Source organism: Pontibacter sp. JAM-7 (genome assembly GCF_048548695.2).
GTDB lineage: Bacteria > Pseudomonadota > Gammaproteobacteria > Pseudomonadales > Balneatricaceae > Neptuniibacter.
In genome coordinates this window covers 198,045-216,778 of sequence record NZ_JBLYIF020000001.1, presented here as the reverse complement: position 1 = coordinate 216,778, position 18,734 = coordinate 198,045, and the positions used below count along the sequence as shown (strand labels likewise).

The following is an 18,734-nucleotide window of genomic DNA, read 5'->3' as shown; positions in this document are numbered from 1 at the left end:
CAATGCGATCCATCACCCTGAAACGCTTTACCATTCTGGTGATTGTCCTGCCCGTAATGATGGTGCTTGTACTGGCTGCCCTGATTATTACCGGCCGGGTTACTCAAGATACCGTCAGCTCTAATCTTGAGCATAACCATCAATTAATCACAGCAACTGACCAACTGCTAATCCACCTGGTTGATGCCGAAACCGGCCAGCGCGGGTATTTGTTAACCCAGCGCTACAATTATCTCGAACCCTACCATAACGCCCTACAGCCAATTGAAAACACACTGACCACGCTGGATCAACTAACGGCGTCAGACGCCCTCCAGCAGCAACGCATGATCACTGTCAGGCAGCTCGTCACTGAGAAACTGACCGAACTGGAAAAAACCATTCGCCTGACACAACAACAAGACTACGATGCGGCAATGCAAATCGTTACGACCGACCAAGGCAAACGGGTAATGGACGCCCTGCGCCTTGAGCTGGGCCAGATACTCTATGCCAGTGAGCTACAACTGAAAGCGTCGCAGTCTAAGCTGCAAAACACCACGCGAGTAGAAACCGTATCTCTGTTGATCGTTACCGGTCTGTTGCTGACACTGCTGTTTATCTCTGCCAGACTGGTATCTCGACGTGTAATCAGCCCCATACAACAACTCACCGAGTCCAGCAGACTTCTCGCCGAAGGAAAAAATACAAAGCTGGAGCCCAGCACAGAGACCAGCGAAATTGGCCAGCTGTGGAACAGCTTTATCGATATGCAGCTACAACTGTCTGCGCGGCAACAGCAACTCGAAACCGCCAAGCTAGATGCTGAACAAGCCAATCAGGCCAAATCAGCTTTCATTGCCAATATGAGTCATGAAGTCCGCACACCGATGAACGGTATTCTCGGTATGCTGCAATTACTTAAAGATGCATCACTGGCACCCAGCCAGCAGGATTACGCCAACAAAGCATACCAAGCATCAGAACGGCTGCTGGCCATTTTGAATGATGTGCTGGACCTGTCACGTATTGAAGCCGGCAACCTGTCCCTCAGTTACGCGGAAACCGAGATCGAAACGTTGCTCCAGGACTCAGTGGATATTTTCGCGATACCCGCGGAGCAAAAACATATCGACCTGAGCATTTTTGTCGAACCCGGCATGCCCCTGAGTGTAATTTGCGATCCCCTGCGTCTCAGCCAGATTGTTACCAACCTGGTGGGTAACGCCATTAAGTTCACACCCGAGTACGGGCATGTCAGTGTCATGCTTTACTTCCGTCGCAATGATGACAACTGCCAACTGCTGATTAACGTCCGTGACAACGGGGTGGGGATGTCGCCCGAACAGTGTTCACGCGTGTTCAATGCATTTGAGCAGGCCGACTCCACCACCGCACGCCGTTATGGTGGATCAGGCCTCGGTTTGTCAATCAGTAAACGGCTCATAATGCTGATGGGTGGCAAAATTTCCGTCGACAGTTCGCTCAATCAGGGCAGCTGCTTCACCTTATCCGTCCCCGTAAAACTGCCTGACAACAGCCAGACGCTGGATGACCTTAACCTGTCAGACCTGCGCATGATGGTACTTAGTACAGAAGATACGCTGCCGAAAATGGTCAAACTGCACGCCCCACGCTGGCAGATAAAAACCGACTATGTCACTGATCTGGCGCAGCTGCATGCCCTGCCAGCCGAGACCTTGCAAAAGATTCAGGTACTATTGTTTGATATTGAAGATAAAACAGACAACGTCACCCAGAGTCCTGCATTAAAGTTGGAGCAAATTCAGCGCATATTACCGCAACGCCCCAAAATCATTATGCATGTGCCCGCGCTGCTATCCTCAGAGCTGCGCAGCAAGCTGAACAAACCCGGTGTGGAGCTGATCAGCAAACCGATGACGCCGTCACGACTGTATAACTGTCTGACATCAACATCCCATGGCCGACAAGCAGGTCAGGCGAACAAGGCAGCGGCAGGTATACATAACCTGTCTCACCTGCGCATACTCTCGGTGGATGATGTCACTCTGAATCATGACGTACTGGAAGGTATTCTGGACCACCTGCAAGTCAATATCACCCGCACCTTAAGCGGGGTCGAGGCACTGCAACACTTGCAGACCGCCAGTTTTGACCTGGTGCTAATGGATATACATATGGATGGCCTGGATGGCATGGAAACCACCCAACGCATACGGGCCATGCAAGATAAGCAGCAACCGGTTATTTTCGGCTTATCGGCTTCAGTCATGGAAGAGGACCGAGCAGCAGGCCTGGCAGCCGGTATGGATGACTATCTAATGAAGCCGTTTCAACTAACGGAGTTTATCGCCGCCCTGCAGCAGCACGGCCTGTATGACAAACCAAAAGCCGACCCGGCAAATATAACCGGACAAAATCTGGTATTTCCTCCCTGCATTGACTTTGACGATGCCATGGGCCGCTTTAATAACAACCCTGCACTGTTACAGAGCTGCCTGTTAAGTTTTGTTGATACCTTTGCCGAGTCCACCAAGGCCTACCGCTTCGCCCTCGCCGCCGCCGATAAAACCGGCATACAATCATTTCTGCGCAACCTTAAAACCAACGCCAGAAACATCTCAGACCATGTATTAGCCGTAGAAGCAGAGCGAATGGAACTTGAATTGGCAGAAGGTGAATTCCCCCATAGCCAAGGACTTTTGCTATTACTTGAAGACCACCTCAACCAGTTCCGCAGCATGGTGCCTGAGATAACAACCACCGCGTCTGAGCTACTTGAAGAGAAAGAACTCAACAATCTGATCAATCAGGCATTGGAACGCCTGAGTGGCCACCGCTATATCAGCCCCGTTATGCAAAATACGCTGACTTACAACCTTAGCCACAAAGGATTTGCAACTCAGGCTGCCGCCTTTGCTGCAGCACTGAAAGCCTTTGACTTATCACATGCACAATTGGTGCTTAGCAGCATCAAAAACAGCCAAACGGACTAAAAGCTGCCTACTTTAGTTTTAACCAGCTGAAATTCAAATAAAAATCAATTCAGACTTGGCGCTAGCCGCCGATAGCATGTGCACACAAGAGCTTAAGTTGAGTAGTCGTATGATAGGTTTATTGAACCGGTTATCCATGCGTTTGAAAGTATTTGGCCTATCAGGTCTGTTAATCGTACTTACACTGCTAATTGCCGCCACCGCCATCGTCAGCATGGATCGTATTAAACAAGAACTGACGTATATCTCGCATGAAGCGATTCCTGTTACTGAACAGCTAACCCACATAACGGTTTACCAGCTTGAACAGGAAATCCACTTTGAGCGCGCAATCCACCTACTCCCCAGCTTAAACAGTGAGCAGAGCTACCTCAGCCAGGCGCATAGCGAACGCCAGCAACATGAAGTGGCCCAGATTCAAGACCTGGGTACTCAGATCACCAAAATCGTCAATACGCTGCAACCCCAGGCCGAACAAGCCATCAAGAATGCCGCCACCCCGGAACAAGCTGAAAAAGTTAGCCAGATCATGGTGGCACTGACAGAATGGCGTACCGGGCAGTTAGCTCACCAGCAACAGCTCCTCCGTTTACTGCAAGCTCAATATGCACCAACCGACAATACGTTGATTCATGTCGAAGAAGAGGCTGATAAGCTGACAAAACAGCTTGAGGCCATCTTACTGACAGTGGAAACCCTGACCCACGATGCCACCGAAAGGGCACTGGAGCATGAACAGAATGCCCTGATTATCCTGGCCATCAGTGCGGCGGTTGCCACCCTTGTCGGTATTCTTATCAGCTCGACCATCGCGTCCAATATTGTGCGTCGCCTGGATGCCACCATCGCCACCATGCAAAGTATTGCCGAAGGTGACCTGACCCATACGGTGGATATCGATGGCAGCGACGAAATCTCTCACCTGCAAAATAACCTGGAACAGATGCGTACCCGGCTGCAGGTGATGATTCAAAACCTGGGGTCTGTGAGTGATCAGTTAAGTGCCACCTCAGAAGAGCTGGCCACCACCATGAACGTCACCAGCGGCCATATTTCGCAGCAGCAGCAGGAATCAGAAACCCTGTCTGCAGCAATGCATGAGATGAGCGCCACCGCCCACGAAATTGCCAACAACATTACGCTGGCAGCCGGATCAGTGCAGACCACACATGAAGAAGCCAATAGCGGTAACAGTGCACTGCAGGTAACCGTGAATGGCATTCGTTCGCTGGCGGCCGAACTGGAAAACTCCTCAGCCGTGGTTCGTGGCCTGGAAGAGAACACCGCCACCATCAACCGGGTGCTGCAGGTGATCACTGACATTGCCGAACAAACCAACCTGCTAGCACTGAATGCCGCCATTGAGGCAGCCCGCGCGGGTGACAGTGGCCGTGGCTTCTCGGTCGTGGCCGATGAGGTTCGTAACCTGGCAATTCGCACCCAGGACTCTGTCTCCGAGATCGGTCAGATCATCACGACTCTGCAACAAGGCTCAAAAAGTGCCGTACAAACCATGGAAGTCAGCCGGGAGCAGGCGCATAAACTGGTAGACGGTGCGTCAACTACCGAACAAAGCCTGATGCGTGTCACCGAACAGATGACCTCCATCACGGATATGTCGAACCAGATTGCCACCGCCTCTGAAGAGCAGAGCCATGTGGTAGAAGAGATGACCCGTAACCTGCAACACATCAACGACCTTGGCCATCAGAACTCTGCCAACGCTGAAGAAACCTGTCAGGCAGGCTTGGGCTTGGCCCAGATGGCAGAAGAATTGAACCAGAATATCCGTCAGTTCAAAATCTGACTGGCCTGTTCAGCCATAAGCACACAAAGCGAACACTCCAGGGGCGAGGAGCGTTCGCTTTAAACAGGATCGGCAGGCCTCCCGGTATGGTTTCAGCACAATGGCACAGTACAGTTACTTACGGGGAAGCCAGCCGAATTAGAACAAGGTCAACAATCTTAAGTTGAGCCGAGTATTTTCTTTAAACCCATTATCCACTGAAATGTCATTGCCATAGGTCGCCAGCAACTGTGTGGTTGGCGTAAAGAACCAACCAAAACCTAGTTGGTATTTCGTGATTTCAGCGGCATCATCATTATCGATACCCTCGACAGACGTCTCGCCAAGCCAGGACTTTGAAATCCCTGCACGCAGATCAAACGTAGGGGTAATGTTGTAACGAAGATACGCTTGTATCTGATAGCTGGCATCCTGTTCCAGGGTCAATTTATCAGCGGTAAAATCATCGTTATCACCATAAAAAGTGACATCACCAATCAAATCCAGTGTGGTTTTCTCACCTAAGCCCTTGATATACCCCGCCTGCATTGTCAGCTTGTAACGGTTTTCACCAAGATTTAATGCGTCGCTCTTGTCATAGCTTCCGGTGGGCAAATACAGGAAAGGGGTGATACCAAAATATTCTCTTTCTTCAGGTTTGTTCACCAGCCATACCGTAGCTGCCAGAATCAGATCACCGAAACCGTCAGTTTCACCCAGACCGGCCAGATCCCCTTTGGCTTCCAGCTTACCGAATGGCAGCAGAAACTGAGGGTCGACAATATAATCACCCAACTTGGTGTAATACACCCCCCTAAGTATTCCGACCTCGGAGTCCAGGCTGTAATCCCCGGCAACCTTATCATTACCGACCTGCAGACTATCTCGTTCAGCATATTGCCCATACAGGGCAAACAAACGGGTTCCTTCCGGCAAGGCGGTATAATCACCCGCATCCACATCCAATGCATGGGCTGGCAATGCGGTGGTGATCGCAGCTGCAACTGTCAGAGCCTTGAGGCCTGACCAGACAGGGTAAGATTTTGGCATTTGTTTCTCCTTATAGTTGTTATGTTGTGCCGATAGCTATCAGCAAGACATGTGCCAGCTCAGGAGAAACTTAATAAGCATTTGTTTTTTAAAAGAATTAAATAATATTAGAGTAAAAAAACGGGCGTCTCAGTCTCAATCTGAGACCGTTGATTTCTCAATCTGAAACTGACGGTTCAACTACGAAAATCATCCAGTTTCAAACCATAACTGCGGATTTTTCGGTACAGCGTTGCCCGGCTCAGACCCAGCGCCAAGGCGACCTCTGGCACCTGCCCCTGATGCCGGTTCAGAGCATTCAGAATCAGACCCCGCTCCACCTCCGGCAGGGTTCCCTGCTGTGGCTGGGAAACCGTTTCGGAAAAGATCTCTTCCGGCAGGTCGCTAACGGCGATCTGCGATTTATGCCGACAGAACACCCGCAGTACCCGCAGGCTATTGATCAGTTCTCGCACGTTGCCCGGCCAGGTATATGCACACAAACATGCCATGGCGTCAGCTGTCAGAGTGGATTCGGTCAAAACCTGCCCTGCCAAGGTATTGACCAACTTTGGCAATTGACTGCGCAGACGCAATGGCGGCAGATGCAAGTTCAGTCCTTTGATACGGTAATACAGATCCTGACGAAACTCCCCCTGGTGTACCGCATCCGGCAGATCCCTGTGACTGGCCGCCAGTAACCGGAACCGACTGATCCGGCTACGCTCACCTCCCAGGCGGTTGACTTCACCAGTTTCCAGCACCCGCAACAGCCTCGCCTGCAGTGTCAGCGGCATATCGCCGATCTCGTCCAGAAACAGCACACCTTTATCAGCCTGTTCTATTTTACCCCGGGCACCCCCACGGCGGGCACCGGTAAAGGCTCCCTCTTCATAACCGAACAACTCACTTTCAATCAGGCTTTCCGGAATCGCGGCACAGTTCAGGGCTATGAAACGTCCACTCAGGCCACTCTGCTGATACAGGGTTCGCGCCAAGACCTCTTTGCCGGTGCCCGTTTCTCCACTGATCAGTACCGGAAGATCTGCTTCCAAGGCAGCCAGCGCCTTGGATAACTGCCGATCAATGCTGGGATCACCGAACTCCGGCACCGACGGCCGTACCGCTTTTGCCGATATATTCAGCGGTAGCAAATCAGCCTGACAACGCCTGGCAATAACATCCAAACCGGAGTGCAGTCGCAGCACCTGTGTACAGCCACCTGGGGCAATTCCGGCACAGTCGCTGAAGGACTGTTCAAAGATATCCTCAAACTGCACCGGGCCACTCATCCGCTCCAGTTCCAACCAGCACTGGGCCTGATAACAGGCTGACTGTAACCGGCCATCCTGGTCAAAACTCAACAACACACCGCTACTGCTACTATCCTGCACAGCAACGGGCAAACCACTGAGGTTCAATTCCAGAGAAAGAAAACCCGGCTGGCGGAAAAACAACTGCCGCTCCACCTGTCGAGCAATGTTGCGGGCAATATGTCTGGCACCATAGTCCGGCCGGTCTGAACAACGGGACAGATCCACTGTACCCAGTACCTCACCCCTTTGGTTCAGTACGGGTGCTGCAGCACACTGAAAGCCGGTAATCGCTTCAACATAATGTTCACCACCGAGGATACTGACCTCACGCCGGAAATTGATGGCACAGCCCATTGCATTGGTACCAATACTCTCTTCGGCAAAACTGATACCGGGCCGAAAGGTATGCCGGGTATCACGGTCATGCCGGCTGAGCTCTCCCTGAATAGTCAGTGCGATGCCCCTATCATTGGTCAGTACCACCAGATAACCGGCGTTCTCAATCAAGCGGTGATACTGCGGCAGCACCTGGCTGAAACAATCGATCAGCTGCCGGTCCTGATCCTGTATACGGCTCAGTTCGGTTCGGTTCAGCGGTGTAAAATCAAGCTGTTCCCGGTGTCCTAGCCCCATCCCCTGACAGCGCTGCCAAGAATTCCGCACCAGCTCATCCAACTTAACTTCCGGGTTTTGGTCTTCAAAAAACTGCTGCCGGGTACGACTGATATTACGATTAAAATCCAACAGGCCCCTACTCATCACTCACCCCCCGGGATCAATCCCAACTCACGTTGCACATCAGCATGTAACCAGCGCCATAGACGGTTTTGATCAGTGCCGGCCGGTCCGGATAGATATCCAGCTTTTTCCTCAGCCGAGACATACGCACATCAATGCTGCGGTCGTAAGGTATGATGTTGTCACCCAGCAACTGATCACGGGACAGAATCTGATAGGGGTGTTGCAACAATGAGAGCAGCATGTCGCCTTCCGCCCGGCTCAGGGTCTCTTCATTTTCAAACTCACTGTAGAGTGCCAGGGATTCGGGGTAGAAGGTCCAGCCGGAAAAATGTGCACAGCGGGTTTTCTCCACTGCCGGTTTCCCCGCCAGGTGCATACGGCGTAACAGACTCTGTACCCGGGCTACCAGCTCGCGTGGTTCGAACGGTTTGGTCAGGTAATCATCGGCACCAAGTTCCAATCCCAACACCCGGTCGGTCAGGGCGTCTCGCCCAGATACAATAATGATGCCGATCTGCTGATACTGCAGCTGTTTGACCAGCTCAATGCCATCCATATCCGGCAAGTTAAGATCAACCAGACAAAGTGCCGGTTTTTCCTGCTCCAGGCTTGCCACAGCACTGCTGCCATCAGCAAAATAGCGGGTATCAAAATGGTAGCTGCCTAAGCTGGAACAGATAAGATTCCCTAGATCTGATTCATCTTCAATCACATAAATCAGTGCTTTTTTAGTCATGTTGTGCCCCTGATTCATGTATCAGGCTGCTGCTGATCGCCTTGGTCAGACTGTCAGCAGTAAAGGGTTTCTGCAGTAGGCTATAGGTGAAACTTTTCTCCGGCGGCGGTTCACTGTAACCGGTCATCAGTACGGCAAAGGCTTGCGGGAAAAGCTGCTTCACCCGCTCCGCCACAGCATAACCGTCACTCTCTCCTGGCATTACCACATCGGATACTACCCCGGCCAAATCAGCAATATCCCCAGACAGAATCTGCAGGGCCTCATCTGCCGTACCGGCTTCCAACACGGTAAAATTCTGTGTCAGCAGTTGTTTGCGGACCACCCGTCGCACATCAGGATTGTCCTCCACCAACAGCACCAGCGAACTGGCGAGCATCCGCTCAGTGAGGGATGGCGTCGCTTCGACGCCACTCCCCTCTGCCATCAGATTATCAGCCGCAACCGGTAACAGCAGTTCCACACTGGCACCACCGCCAATACGATTTTGTAACCGGATATACCCCTGAGACTGTTTCACAAAGCCGTACACCATGCTTAGACCAAGCCCGGAACCCGCACCGGTGGATTTGGTGGTAAAGAAGGGTTCAAAGGCCTTATGCAGTGCATCTTCAGAAAAACCTTCCCCGGTATCAATGACCTGAATATGCAGGTAATCCCCCGCAGGAACCGGCTCATCATAGTCGGTCAGTTCCGGCATGCTGTCGGTGCAGCGCAGCCCCCTAACCTGCAGACAAAGCTCGCCGCCAGCAGGCATGGCATCTGCGGAATTCAGCGCCAGATTGACCAGAGCATCCTCCATCTGGGCAGCATCCAAATAGATGTTTGGTGCATCATCGGCAACCTGGGTAGTCAGTCTGACATTCTCCGGCAGCGGTGCAGACAACAGTTCCGCCAGATCGCTGATCAGTTCCTGTGGTCGAATATGGGCCGGCGTCAGCGGCTGACGCCGGGAGAACGCCAATAACCTGCGCGTCATATCAGCCCCCCGGCGGGTAGCACGGATCGCCGGAGTCAGATTGCTGTTCAGCTCGGCCGGTAGCTGCGGATAATTCTGCAGTTCCAGCAAATTACCGAGGATAATCGTCAGCAGGTTATTAAAATCATGCGCCAGGCCACCAGACATCTGGCCGACGGCTTTCATCTTGCTGGCTTCGGCAAGACGACGTTCGGTCTCGCGTTCGTTGGTGATATCAATCGATAGATTAAGCAGACCGACCACCTCGCCCTGCTCGTTATTGAATGGCAATACGGTGCGGCGAGTAAGAATCTCCCGTCCGCGAAACCGAATCGGGTACTCGTATACCACCCGCTCACCCTGCAAGGCACGATCGATATACGGTTTGATGTCCCGGTACATCACATCACCGATTACCTGAAACAACGACTGGCCAACAATGCTGCGCTTGTCTTCACCGAACATTTCCAGGTATTCCCGGTTGGCGAACACAAAACATTGATCCTGATCCATATAGGCTACCTGCGCCGGCAACGCATTCAGAATCAGTCGCTGCCGCTCCTCTACCGCCCGCAGCTCGCTCTGGGTTTTCTGCAGCGACCGCACGGCCCTCAGCAGCTGAGCGTTGCTCTCTGACAGTTCACTGGTACGCTCCTTCACTCGGGAGTTCAACGAGGTGATGTTGTCCCGCAACCGATCTACCATGTAGTCGAACGATTCCGCCAGGGTACCCAGTTCATCGTTACGCCGGATGCCGGTTTTTGCCGTCAGGTTGCCTCGGCTAATACGGTAGGCGGTCAGGGACAGTTTGCGCAATGGCGCCGTGATCCACTCGGCAAAAAAGAATGCTGCCAGCACTCCGGCCAACAGCCCAAAAAAACCAATCGCCATAATCCGCTGGCTCAGCTGTACCGAGCTGGCTTTCAGATCATCCAGATACACCGACGAACTGATATACCAGTCAAAACCGGACAGATGCCGCACCAGCGAGAGTTTTTCATAGACATAGTTACCTTGATCATCTGGTCGGTCCCATTTGTAAAACAGCTCTTCACCGGTATCTGCGACCGCCATCAAATCCTGATAGATTGGATGTCCGGTGACCGGATTCAGCTGGTTTATAAAATTCTTACCGTGGATATTCGGGTTGGGGTGAAACAGCATATTGCCTTGTGAATCGAAGATATACAGATAGCCATTATTGGCGATTTTGATGTTCTTCAGGGCATTGCTGATTGCCGCCACCGCCTTCTGTTTCTGCTGCCGGATCTCCCGCTCTACATCATCGATATACACCCCAGCTCCGACCACAAACCCCCATTGCGGAAAGTTTTTCACATAGGAGTACTTATCGATGACCTCAGTGTCTTCCAGCCGATACCACTGGTATTTGTAAAACCCCTCGCCTTCATCCAGCGCCAGCTGCACCAGCTTTTCAGTAAACTGGCTGACAGACGGGTCAGCCTTATTACGCATATCCCGGTCATGGAACCGGGATGAAGGGTGCGCCAGTATCCGGTTGTTGTAATCCACGACCCACACATAGTCGTCATGGCCAAACTTGAACTCGCGCAGATGACTGAAAACTTCCGGCCAGATCTGCTGGTCAGTTTTGCCCTCAGCCCGCTCCTCCCGCAGAGACGCCCGGATATGATTTTCCGACAGCTCGACAATCGAACGCAAACGCTGCTCGTGATAGCCCAGGGTGCGCTCAATATAGGTTTCGGTATTGAAGTAGATGCGGTTGGCCAGATCGTAAACAATATTCAGCACCTGCCGGTTGGCATGCAGCTCAAGGCCGAAAACGTTGTTCTTGATGAGGGGCACCGAGAACATATAAATCGAACCGAAAATGCTGCCCACCAGGATCAACAGCATCAGGAATAGTCGCAGGGTTATCGGGGAGATCTGAGACATGGGCGGCATAGTTATAGTTATATGTCACTGAATGTAGCATAAAGTCCAGTGCCCGCCTGCCACTTGTTACATTTCGTTAGAATTGCCAAATAGTTGCGCAAAGATTACTGCGTATCGTCTCTTCACATAACAACAAGATCTGAAGCAGAAGTGCTGCTTCTAACTGTGAAGAGAATAACAATCATGTCCCAGTCGAATCAGGATTTCATTCTTGAAACCCGTAATCTGACCAAGGCGTTCAAAGGTTTTACCGCCGTGGATGACGTCAACCTGCAGATTACCCGCGGCCATATCCATGCGCTGATCGGCCCCAACGGCGCCGGTAAAACCACGGTATTCAATCTGCTGACCAAGTTCCTGCAGCCAACCTCCGGCAGCATACATTTTAACGGTCGTGACATTACCACCATGGAGCCCGCCGCCATTGCCCGGCTTGGCGTGATCCGCTCTTTCCAGATCTCTGCCGTGTTTCCCCACCTCTCGGTGCTGGAAAACGTACGTATCGCCCTGCAGCGCAAAGAGGGCAACAGCTTCCATTTTTGGCGCTCAGACCGGGTACTCGACCGGCTTAACAGTCGCGCTCTGGAGCTACTGGACTCGGTCGGTCTGGCGGATTTTGCCCACAGCAAGACACTTGACCTGCCCTACGGCCGCAAACGGGCACTGGAAATTGCCACCACCCTGGCACTTGAACCAGAGCTGATGCTGCTGGATGAGCCAACCCAGGGCATGGGGCATGAGGATGTAGGGATGATCACCGACCTGATCAAACAGGTCTCGCACAACCGCACCATTCTGATGGTGGAGCACAACCTGCACGTGGTATCTCGACTGGCGGACCGCATTACCGTCTTGCAGCGCGGCGCTATTCTCACCGAAGGCGACTACGCCACCGTTTCCGCCGACCCTCAGGTACGCGAGGCCTACATGGGCACCGAGGCTGATGAAGTGAGGGCCGTATCATGAGCCATAACCATCGCGAGAAGCTGCGCATTGAGAACCTACACGCTTTCTATGGTGAATCCCATATCCTGCACGGCATCGACCTATCCGTGATGCAGGGGGAACTGGTCACCCTACTGGGACGTAATGGTTCCGGCCGGTCCACCACCCTGAAATCAATCATGAACCTGGTCGGCAAGCGCACCGGGCGGATCGTGGTCAACGGCAACGACACCATGAATCTACCGGCTCACCGGATCGCCCACCTGGGATTGGGTTTCTGTCCCGAGGAGCGTGGCATCTTTTCCAGCCTGAATGTGGAAGAGAATCTGATGCTGCCACCGGAGGTACGCTCCGATGGCGTATCGGTGGAAGAGATCTACCAGATGTTTCCTAACCTCTACGAACGCCGCTTCAGCCAGGGCACACGCCTGTCCGGCGGTGAGCAACAGATGCTGGCACTGGCCCGCATCCTGCGCAGTGGTGCCAACATCCTGTTGCTGGACGAGATCACCGAAGGCCTGGCACCAGTGATTGTGCAGAAGCTGGCCGAAGTCCTGACCCAGCTGAAGCAACGAGGCCTGACCATTCTGCTGGTAGAGCAGAACTTCCGCTTCGCGGCACCCATTGCCGACCGGCATTACGTGATGGAACACGGCCATATAGTGGAAGAGATATCCGCCCACGAGCTGGCCGCAAAAACCGAATTACTGAACACCTACCTCGGAGTCTAACCGGGGCCAATATCTGCTTTGAGAAGCCATAACAATAAACATCCACTCGGAGATATGAAGATGAGAACCCTGCACAAGCGCATCCTTACTGCAATGATGGCCAGCACACTGGTCGGCAGCACCTTGGCCGCCACCGATGGTAAAGTGAAGCTCGGCGTTCTGGCTGATATGGGCGGCACCTATGCCGATCTATGCGGTCCCGGTTGTGTCACCGCCACCGAAATGGCCATTGAGGATTTCGGCGGTCAGGTACTGGGCAAACCGATTGAGCTGGTCACCGCCGACTCCCAGCTGAAGCCGGATATTGCCTCTGCCATCGCCCGCAAATGGGTAGAAAGTGAAGCGGTAGATACCATTGGCGGTCTGGTTTCCTCTGCCGTCACCGGTGCTGTCACCCAGGTCACCAATGCCAGCAAGAATATCACCCTGATCACCGGTTCAGCCTCAAACGCCTTTACCACCAAGTCCTGCTCGCCCTATATCGCCCACTGGACTTATAACGTGGTCGCTCTGGCCAACGGCACCGTGAAATACATGGTGAATGACGGCAAGAAAAAATGGTTTTTCATCACCGCCGACTACGCTTTCGGCCACGCACTGGAGAGCGTATCCAGCAATGTCATCAAAGAAAACGGTGGTGAAGTGGTTGGCAGCGTCCGCGCGCCGCTGGGTACCACCGACTTCTCTTCTTACGTATTGCAGGCTCAGTCCTCCGGCGCGGATGTAGTCGCTCTGGCTAACGCCGGTAACGACACCGTCAATGCTCTGAACGCCGCTGCCGAATTCGGCCTGACCGAATCCATGGACGTGGCCGGTCTGCTGGTATTCACTCCGAACGCCCAGGCAATGGACCCTAATACTGCCGGCGGCATGCGCCTGACTACCGGTTTTTACTGGGATATGGATGACAACGCCCGGGAGTGGAGCCAGCGTTTTGAAGCCCGACACGGCGCTATCCCATCCATGGCACACGCCGGTGCCTACTCGGCCACCCTGCATTACCTGAATGCTGTCAAGGCTGTCGGCACCGATGATCCGGATGCGGTAATGAAACAGATGAAGGCGACCAGCCCAGATGACTTTTTTGCCCGTAACGCCACCCTGCGTGCCGACGGCCGTATGGTGCACGACATGCTACTGGTAGAGATCAAAAAACCGGCCGAGCGTAACAGCGATAAAGACATCTACAAGATCATCAAGGTGATTCCGGGAGATCAGGCCTACAACCCGATAACCGAGGCATGCAACTTCTCCTCTTAAACCCAGCGGGGAGCCACGTGCTCCCCTGTTACTCGCGCAAGGTAGTTGAACCGCTATGGCAACTTTATTCGATATCAACCTGTTTGCCCTGTTCGGCCAGTTGCTGATCGGGCTGATTAACGGCTCCTTCTATGCCCTGCTCAGTCTTGGTCTGGCGATCATCTTCGGGCTGCTGAAAATCATTAACTTTGCCCAGGGTGCCATGTACATGCTGGGGGCTTTTGCCGCCCTGTTGGGACTGGAATACCTGGGACTCAACTACTGGTTCGCCCTGATTCTGGTACCCCTGGCCGTAGGTCTGATCGGCATTTTGATGCAACGTTTTCTGATCCGACCTATCGCCAACGAGGATCATCTGTACAGTCTGCTGCTGACCTTCGGCCTGGCACTGATGATTCAGGGCATCTTTACCCATTTATTCGGTTCTTCAGGACAAGCCTATGCCATTCCTGAAGCCCTGAAAGGCGGTACCAAGCTGCCTTTCATGTACCTGCCCAACTACCGCGCCTGGATCATCCTGGTCTCCGTAGTGGTCTGTGCCGGCACCTGGTGGATGATTGAAAAAACCAAACTGGGTGCCTATCTGCGGGCGGGAACAGAAAACCCGCAACTGCTTCAGGCATTCGGTATCAACGTACCACTGATCGTCACCCTGACCTTTGGTTTCGGTGTAGCACTGGCAGGACTGGCTGGCGTGCTGGCCGCTCCAGTGTACTCAGTTTCACCGGATATGGGCTCCAACATATTAATTGTGGTGTTCGCCATTGTTGTGATCGGCGGCATGGGCTCCATCGGTGGTGCCATTTTCACCGGACTGGGCATGGGTGTGGTGGAAGGTCTGACCAAATATTTCTACCCGGAAGCCTCCACCACCGTAATCTTTTTGGTGATGGTGATTGTGCTGCTGCTGAAACCGGCCGGCCTGTTCGGCAAAGCGGCCTGAGGACACAACGATGAAAAAAATGACCCTCTTTATTCTTCTGGCGCTGGCACTGCTGGCTCCGCTGGCGCTGTATCCGGTGTTTCTTGCCAAAATACTCTGCTTTGCACTGTTTGCTGCAGCTTTCAACCTGTTACTGGGTTTTGCCGGGCTGCTCTCTTTTGGCCATGCTGCATTTCTCGGCACCGGTGGTTACGTCACCGGCTGGCTCATGATCAACAGCGGCCTGACACCTGAACTGGCCATCATCGCTGGCACACTGGCGGGCGGCCTGCTGGGCGCGGTCTATGGCAAGCTGGCAGTGAAACGGGAAGGTATCTATTTCGCCATGGTCACCTTGGCGTTGGCTCAATTGATCTTCTTTCTTTATGTCCAGGCACCGTTCACCGGTGGCGAAGACGGCATGCAAGGGGTTCCACGTGGTGCACTGTTCGGTCTGATCGACCTGTCCAACAACACCGTGATGTATTACTTCGTGCTGGCCATTTTTATCTTCGGTTTCTGGCTGATTAACCGTACGGTGCACTCACCCTTCGGCCAAGTACTGAAAGCAATTCGGGAAAACGAAGACCGGGCTATCTCGCTGGGCTACAACGTACACCAATACAAATGGATCGCCTTTATTATTTCCGCTGCTCTGGCCAGTCTGGCCGGTGCCACCAAGTGCCTGGTATTTGAACTGGCATCCCTCACGGACGTGCACTGGCACATGTCCGGCGAAGTGATCCTGATGACGCTGGTCGGCGGGGTCGGCACCATCTTCGGGCCACTGGTCGGCGCTGGTGTTGTTGTCACCATGCAGAACTATCTGTCCGGTGGTGAGCTTGGCAACTATCTCCACATCATCATGGGCGCGGTATTCGTGATCTGCGTTCTAAGTTTCCGTAGCGGCATTGTCGGCCAGCTGGCCAAGTTCCGCCGTGACAATTTCTAAGCTTCAACGACGAGGGAATCACATGAATAATAACTCAGCCTTCGAGACCGACCTGGATCAGAACCAGGCCAACTATACCGCGCTGTCGCCACTCACCTATCTGGAGCGCGCCGCCACCGTTTATCCGGACCGAATCGCTACGATACACGGCGAAATCCGTCGCAGCTGGCGTGAGGTTTATCAGCGCTGCTGCCGTCTGGCCAGTGCTCTGCAACAGCTGGGCGTCAAAAAAGGTGAAGCGGTATCCATCATGGCCCCCAACTTGCCGGAACACTTTGAAACCCATTTTGGGGTCCCTATGAGCGGTGCTGTGCTCAACTCCATCAACATCCGGCTGGATGCCGAAGCAGTCGCCTTTATTTTGCGGCATGCCGACTGCAAGGTGCTGATTGTTGATCGTGAATTCAGCCAGGTTGCCAGTCAGGCGCTGGAACGACTGGACGACAAGCCCTACGTCATTGATATCGATGATCCTTACTACCGAGAAGGTGATCTGATCGGCACCACTGACTATGAAGCCTTTCTGGAGACCGGTGATGCTGGATTCATCTGGCCAAAAGTAAAAGATGAGTGGAACGCTATCACGCTGAACTATACCTCTGGTACCACCGGCGATCCCAAAGGGGTGGTCTACCACCATCGCGGTGCGTACCTAAATGCGGTCAGCAACGCCATATCTTGGGGGATGCAGCAGCACCCTGTATATCTCTGGACCCTGCCGATGTTCCATTGTAACGGCTGGTGTTTCCCCTGGACCATTGCTGCCATGGCCGGTGTCAGTGTCAGCCTGCGCCATGTTCGCGCTGATCATATTTTCCACCTGATCAAAACCGAGAAAGTTGGTTACTTCTGTGGCGCGCCTATCGTGTTGAACATGCTGAACTCTGCGGATGACAGCATGAAAACGGGTATCAAACACGAAGTCAAAGTGATGACCGCCGGCGCAGCGCCACCAGCTCCGGTAATTGCCGGTATGGAAAAACTGGGCTTCTCAGTGACCCACGTATACGGCCTGACCGAAACCTACGGCCCTTCCGTAGTCTGTGCCTGGCATGAAGCGTGGGACAACAAAACCCTGGAAGAGAAAGCCCGCCTCAAAGCCCGTCAGGGTGTGCGTGCGCCAATGCTGGATGGCCTGATGGTGGCTGATCCCGTAACCCTGCAGCCGGTTCCTCAAGACGGTAAAACCATGGGCGAGATCTTTATGCAGGGCAACCTGGTGATGAAAGGCTACCTGAAAAACCCGGAAACCACGGCCAAGGCATTCGACGGCGGCTGGTTCCACTCCGGCGACCTGGCTGTCTGGCATGCAGACGGTTACATCGAGATCAAGGACCGCTCCAAGGACATCATTATTTCCGGCGGTGAAAATATCTCCAGTATCGAGGTGGAAGATGTGCTCTATGGTCACCCGCTGATTCAGGAAGCGGCAGTAGTGGCGAAATCTGATGACAAATGGGGCGAGACGCCCTGTGCTTTTGTCGCCCTGAAAGACGGTGATAAAGAGGTCACCGCCGAGGAGATCATCAAATACTGCCGCGAGCACATGGCTCACTTCAAGGCACCGAAAAACGTGTTTTTCGGGCCGCTGCCAAAAACCTCAACCGGCAAGATCCAGAAGTTCCTGCTGCGTGATCGGGCCAACAATCCACAGGCTGAAACCAAATAACCCGTCCAAAAAATACAGAACCTCCGGCGCATGTCGACCGGGGGCACGTTAACGAGGTACCGTAATGAAAGCATTAGTCGCCGTTAAACGAGTCATCGACTACAACGTCAAAGTCCGGGTTAAAGCGGACCACAGTGATGTGGATCTGACCAACACCAAGCTGTCGATCAATCCATTCTGTGAGATCGCGGTTGAAGAGGCGGTACGCCTGAAAGAAGCCGGTATTGTCAGTGAAATTTTGGTTGTGTCTGTAGGCCCGAAAGCCTGTCAGGAACAGATTCGCTATGCTATGGCACTGGGCGCCGACCGCGGTATTCAGGTAGAAACCGACACCGCTCCCTCTTCACTGGATGTAGCCCGCATCCTCGCCAAAGTGAATGAAGCCGAACAGGCCGACCTGTTCCTGCTGGGCAAGCAGGCGATCGATTCCGACAACAACCAGACCGGCCAGATGCTGGCGGCGCTGCTCGACTGTCCACAGGCCACCTTTGCCTCCGAGGTAAAAATCGCCGCAGGCAAAGCCCAAGTGACCCGCGAAGTAGATGGTGGCCTGCTGACGCTGGAACTGGACCTGCCAGCCGTGATAACCACCGACCTGCGTCTGAACGAACCCCGTTTTGCTGCCCTGCCGAAAATCATGCAGGCCAAGCGCAAACCGCTGGCTGTGAAAACCCTGGAAGAACTTGCTATCAGCCTGAGCAACAACCTTGAGCTGCTGGGTGTTGAGCCACCAGCCGAACGTCAGGCAGGTATCAAGGTGGCAACAGTGGATGAGCTGCTGGACAAACTGCGCAACGAAGCACAGGTCATTTAAG

Annotated in this window: 13 protein-coding genes; 9 read left to right on the top strand and 4 right to left on the bottom strand. The window is 53.4% G+C overall.

Annotated features, from left to right (window positions below; translation table 11 throughout):
• The first annotated feature begins 2 nt into the window (after positions 1-2).
• Positions 3-2,957 carry a CHASE3 domain-containing protein gene (locus ACFVYJ_RS00955; protein ID WP_419414308.1) on the top strand — a complete coding sequence of 985 codons (2,955 nt, stop codon included), beginning with the start codon at positions 3-5 and terminating at the stop codon, positions 2,955-2,957.
• Between the two features lie 97 nt (positions 2,958-3,054).
• Positions 3,055-4,764, top strand: coding sequence for a methyl-accepting chemotaxis protein (locus ACFVYJ_RS00950; protein ID WP_463254739.1), 1,710 nt, complete (start codon positions 3,055-3,057; stop codon positions 4,762-4,764).
• 138 nt (positions 4,765-4,902) lie between these two features.
• On the opposite strand, the gene ACFVYJ_RS00945 is transcribed toward ACFVYJ_RS00950, so the two are convergent.
• From ACFVYJ_RS00945 to ACFVYJ_RS00930, 4 genes are all read right to left on the bottom strand, one after another.
• Entirely contained in the window at positions 4,903-5,793 is an 891-nt protein-coding gene (locus ACFVYJ_RS00945) for a transporter (RefSeq protein WP_419414306.1), read from the bottom strand.
• 176 nt (positions 5,794-5,969) lie between these two features.
• Positions 5,970-7,847 carry a sigma-54-dependent Fis family transcriptional regulator gene (locus tag ACFVYJ_RS00940; RefSeq protein ID WP_419414305.1) on the bottom strand — a complete coding sequence of 626 codons (1,878 nt, stop codon included), beginning with the start codon at positions 7,845-7,847 and terminating at the stop codon, positions 5,970-5,972.
• A 16-nt stretch (positions 7,848-7,863) separates the two neighbouring features.
• Entirely contained in the window at positions 7,864-8,565 is a 702-nt protein-coding gene (locus ACFVYJ_RS00935; RefSeq protein WP_419414304.1) for a response regulator transcription factor, read from the bottom strand.
• The gene (locus ACFVYJ_RS00930) at positions 8,558-11,440 is read right to left on the bottom strand and encodes a cache domain-containing protein (RefSeq protein WP_419414303.1); all 2,883 of its coding nucleotides are present in this window, start codon (positions 11,438-11,440) and stop codon (positions 8,558-8,560) included. The genes ACFVYJ_RS00935 and ACFVYJ_RS00930 overlap by 8 nt, the downstream gene beginning before the upstream one ends.
• 183 nt (positions 11,441-11,623) lie before the next feature.
• Here ACFVYJ_RS00930 and ACFVYJ_RS00925 point away from each other — a divergent pair, with 183 nt between their 5' ends.
• The 7 genes from ACFVYJ_RS00925 to ACFVYJ_RS00895 all read left to right on the top strand — a co-directional run bounded on the left by ACFVYJ_RS00925 (position 11,624) and on the right by ACFVYJ_RS00895 (position 18,733).
• Positions 11,624-12,406, top strand: coding sequence for an ABC transporter ATP-binding protein (locus ACFVYJ_RS00925; protein WP_419414302.1), 783 nt, complete (start codon positions 11,624-11,626; stop codon positions 12,404-12,406).
• Positions 12,403-13,116: an ABC transporter ATP-binding protein gene (locus tag ACFVYJ_RS00920; protein ID WP_419414301.1), complete on the top strand. Its 714-nt coding sequence runs from the start codon at positions 12,403-12,405 to the stop codon at positions 13,114-13,116. The genes ACFVYJ_RS00925 and ACFVYJ_RS00920 overlap by 4 nt, the downstream gene beginning before the upstream one ends.
• A gap of 60 nt (positions 13,117-13,176) precedes the next feature.
• Positions 13,177-14,376, top strand: a complete 1,200-nt coding sequence (locus ACFVYJ_RS00915) for an ABC transporter substrate-binding protein (protein ID WP_419414300.1) — start codon at positions 13,177-13,179, stop codon at positions 14,374-14,376.
• 55 nt (positions 14,377-14,431) lie between these two features.
• Positions 14,432-15,319: a branched-chain amino acid ABC transporter permease gene (locus tag ACFVYJ_RS00910; protein ID WP_419414299.1), complete on the top strand. Its 888-nt coding sequence runs from the start codon at positions 14,432-14,434 to the stop codon at positions 15,317-15,319.
• A gap of 10 nt (positions 15,320-15,329) precedes the next feature.
• Positions 15,330-16,250 (top strand): branched-chain amino acid ABC transporter permease, encoded by a 921-nt coding sequence (locus tag ACFVYJ_RS00905; protein ID WP_419414298.1) that lies wholly within the window; start codon positions 15,330-15,332, stop codon positions 16,248-16,250.
• Between the two features lie 22 nt (positions 16,251-16,272).
• Positions 16,273-17,919: an acyl-CoA synthetase gene (locus ACFVYJ_RS00900; protein WP_419414297.1), complete on the top strand. Its 1,647-nt coding sequence runs from the start codon at positions 16,273-16,275 to the stop codon at positions 17,917-17,919.
• Positions 17,920-17,983: 64 nt separating this feature from the next.
• Positions 17,984-18,733 (top strand): electron transfer flavoprotein subunit beta/FixA family protein, encoded by a 750-nt coding sequence (locus ACFVYJ_RS00895; RefSeq protein WP_419414296.1) that lies wholly within the window; start codon positions 17,984-17,986, stop codon positions 18,731-18,733.
• Position 18,734: the final 1 nt, after the last annotated feature.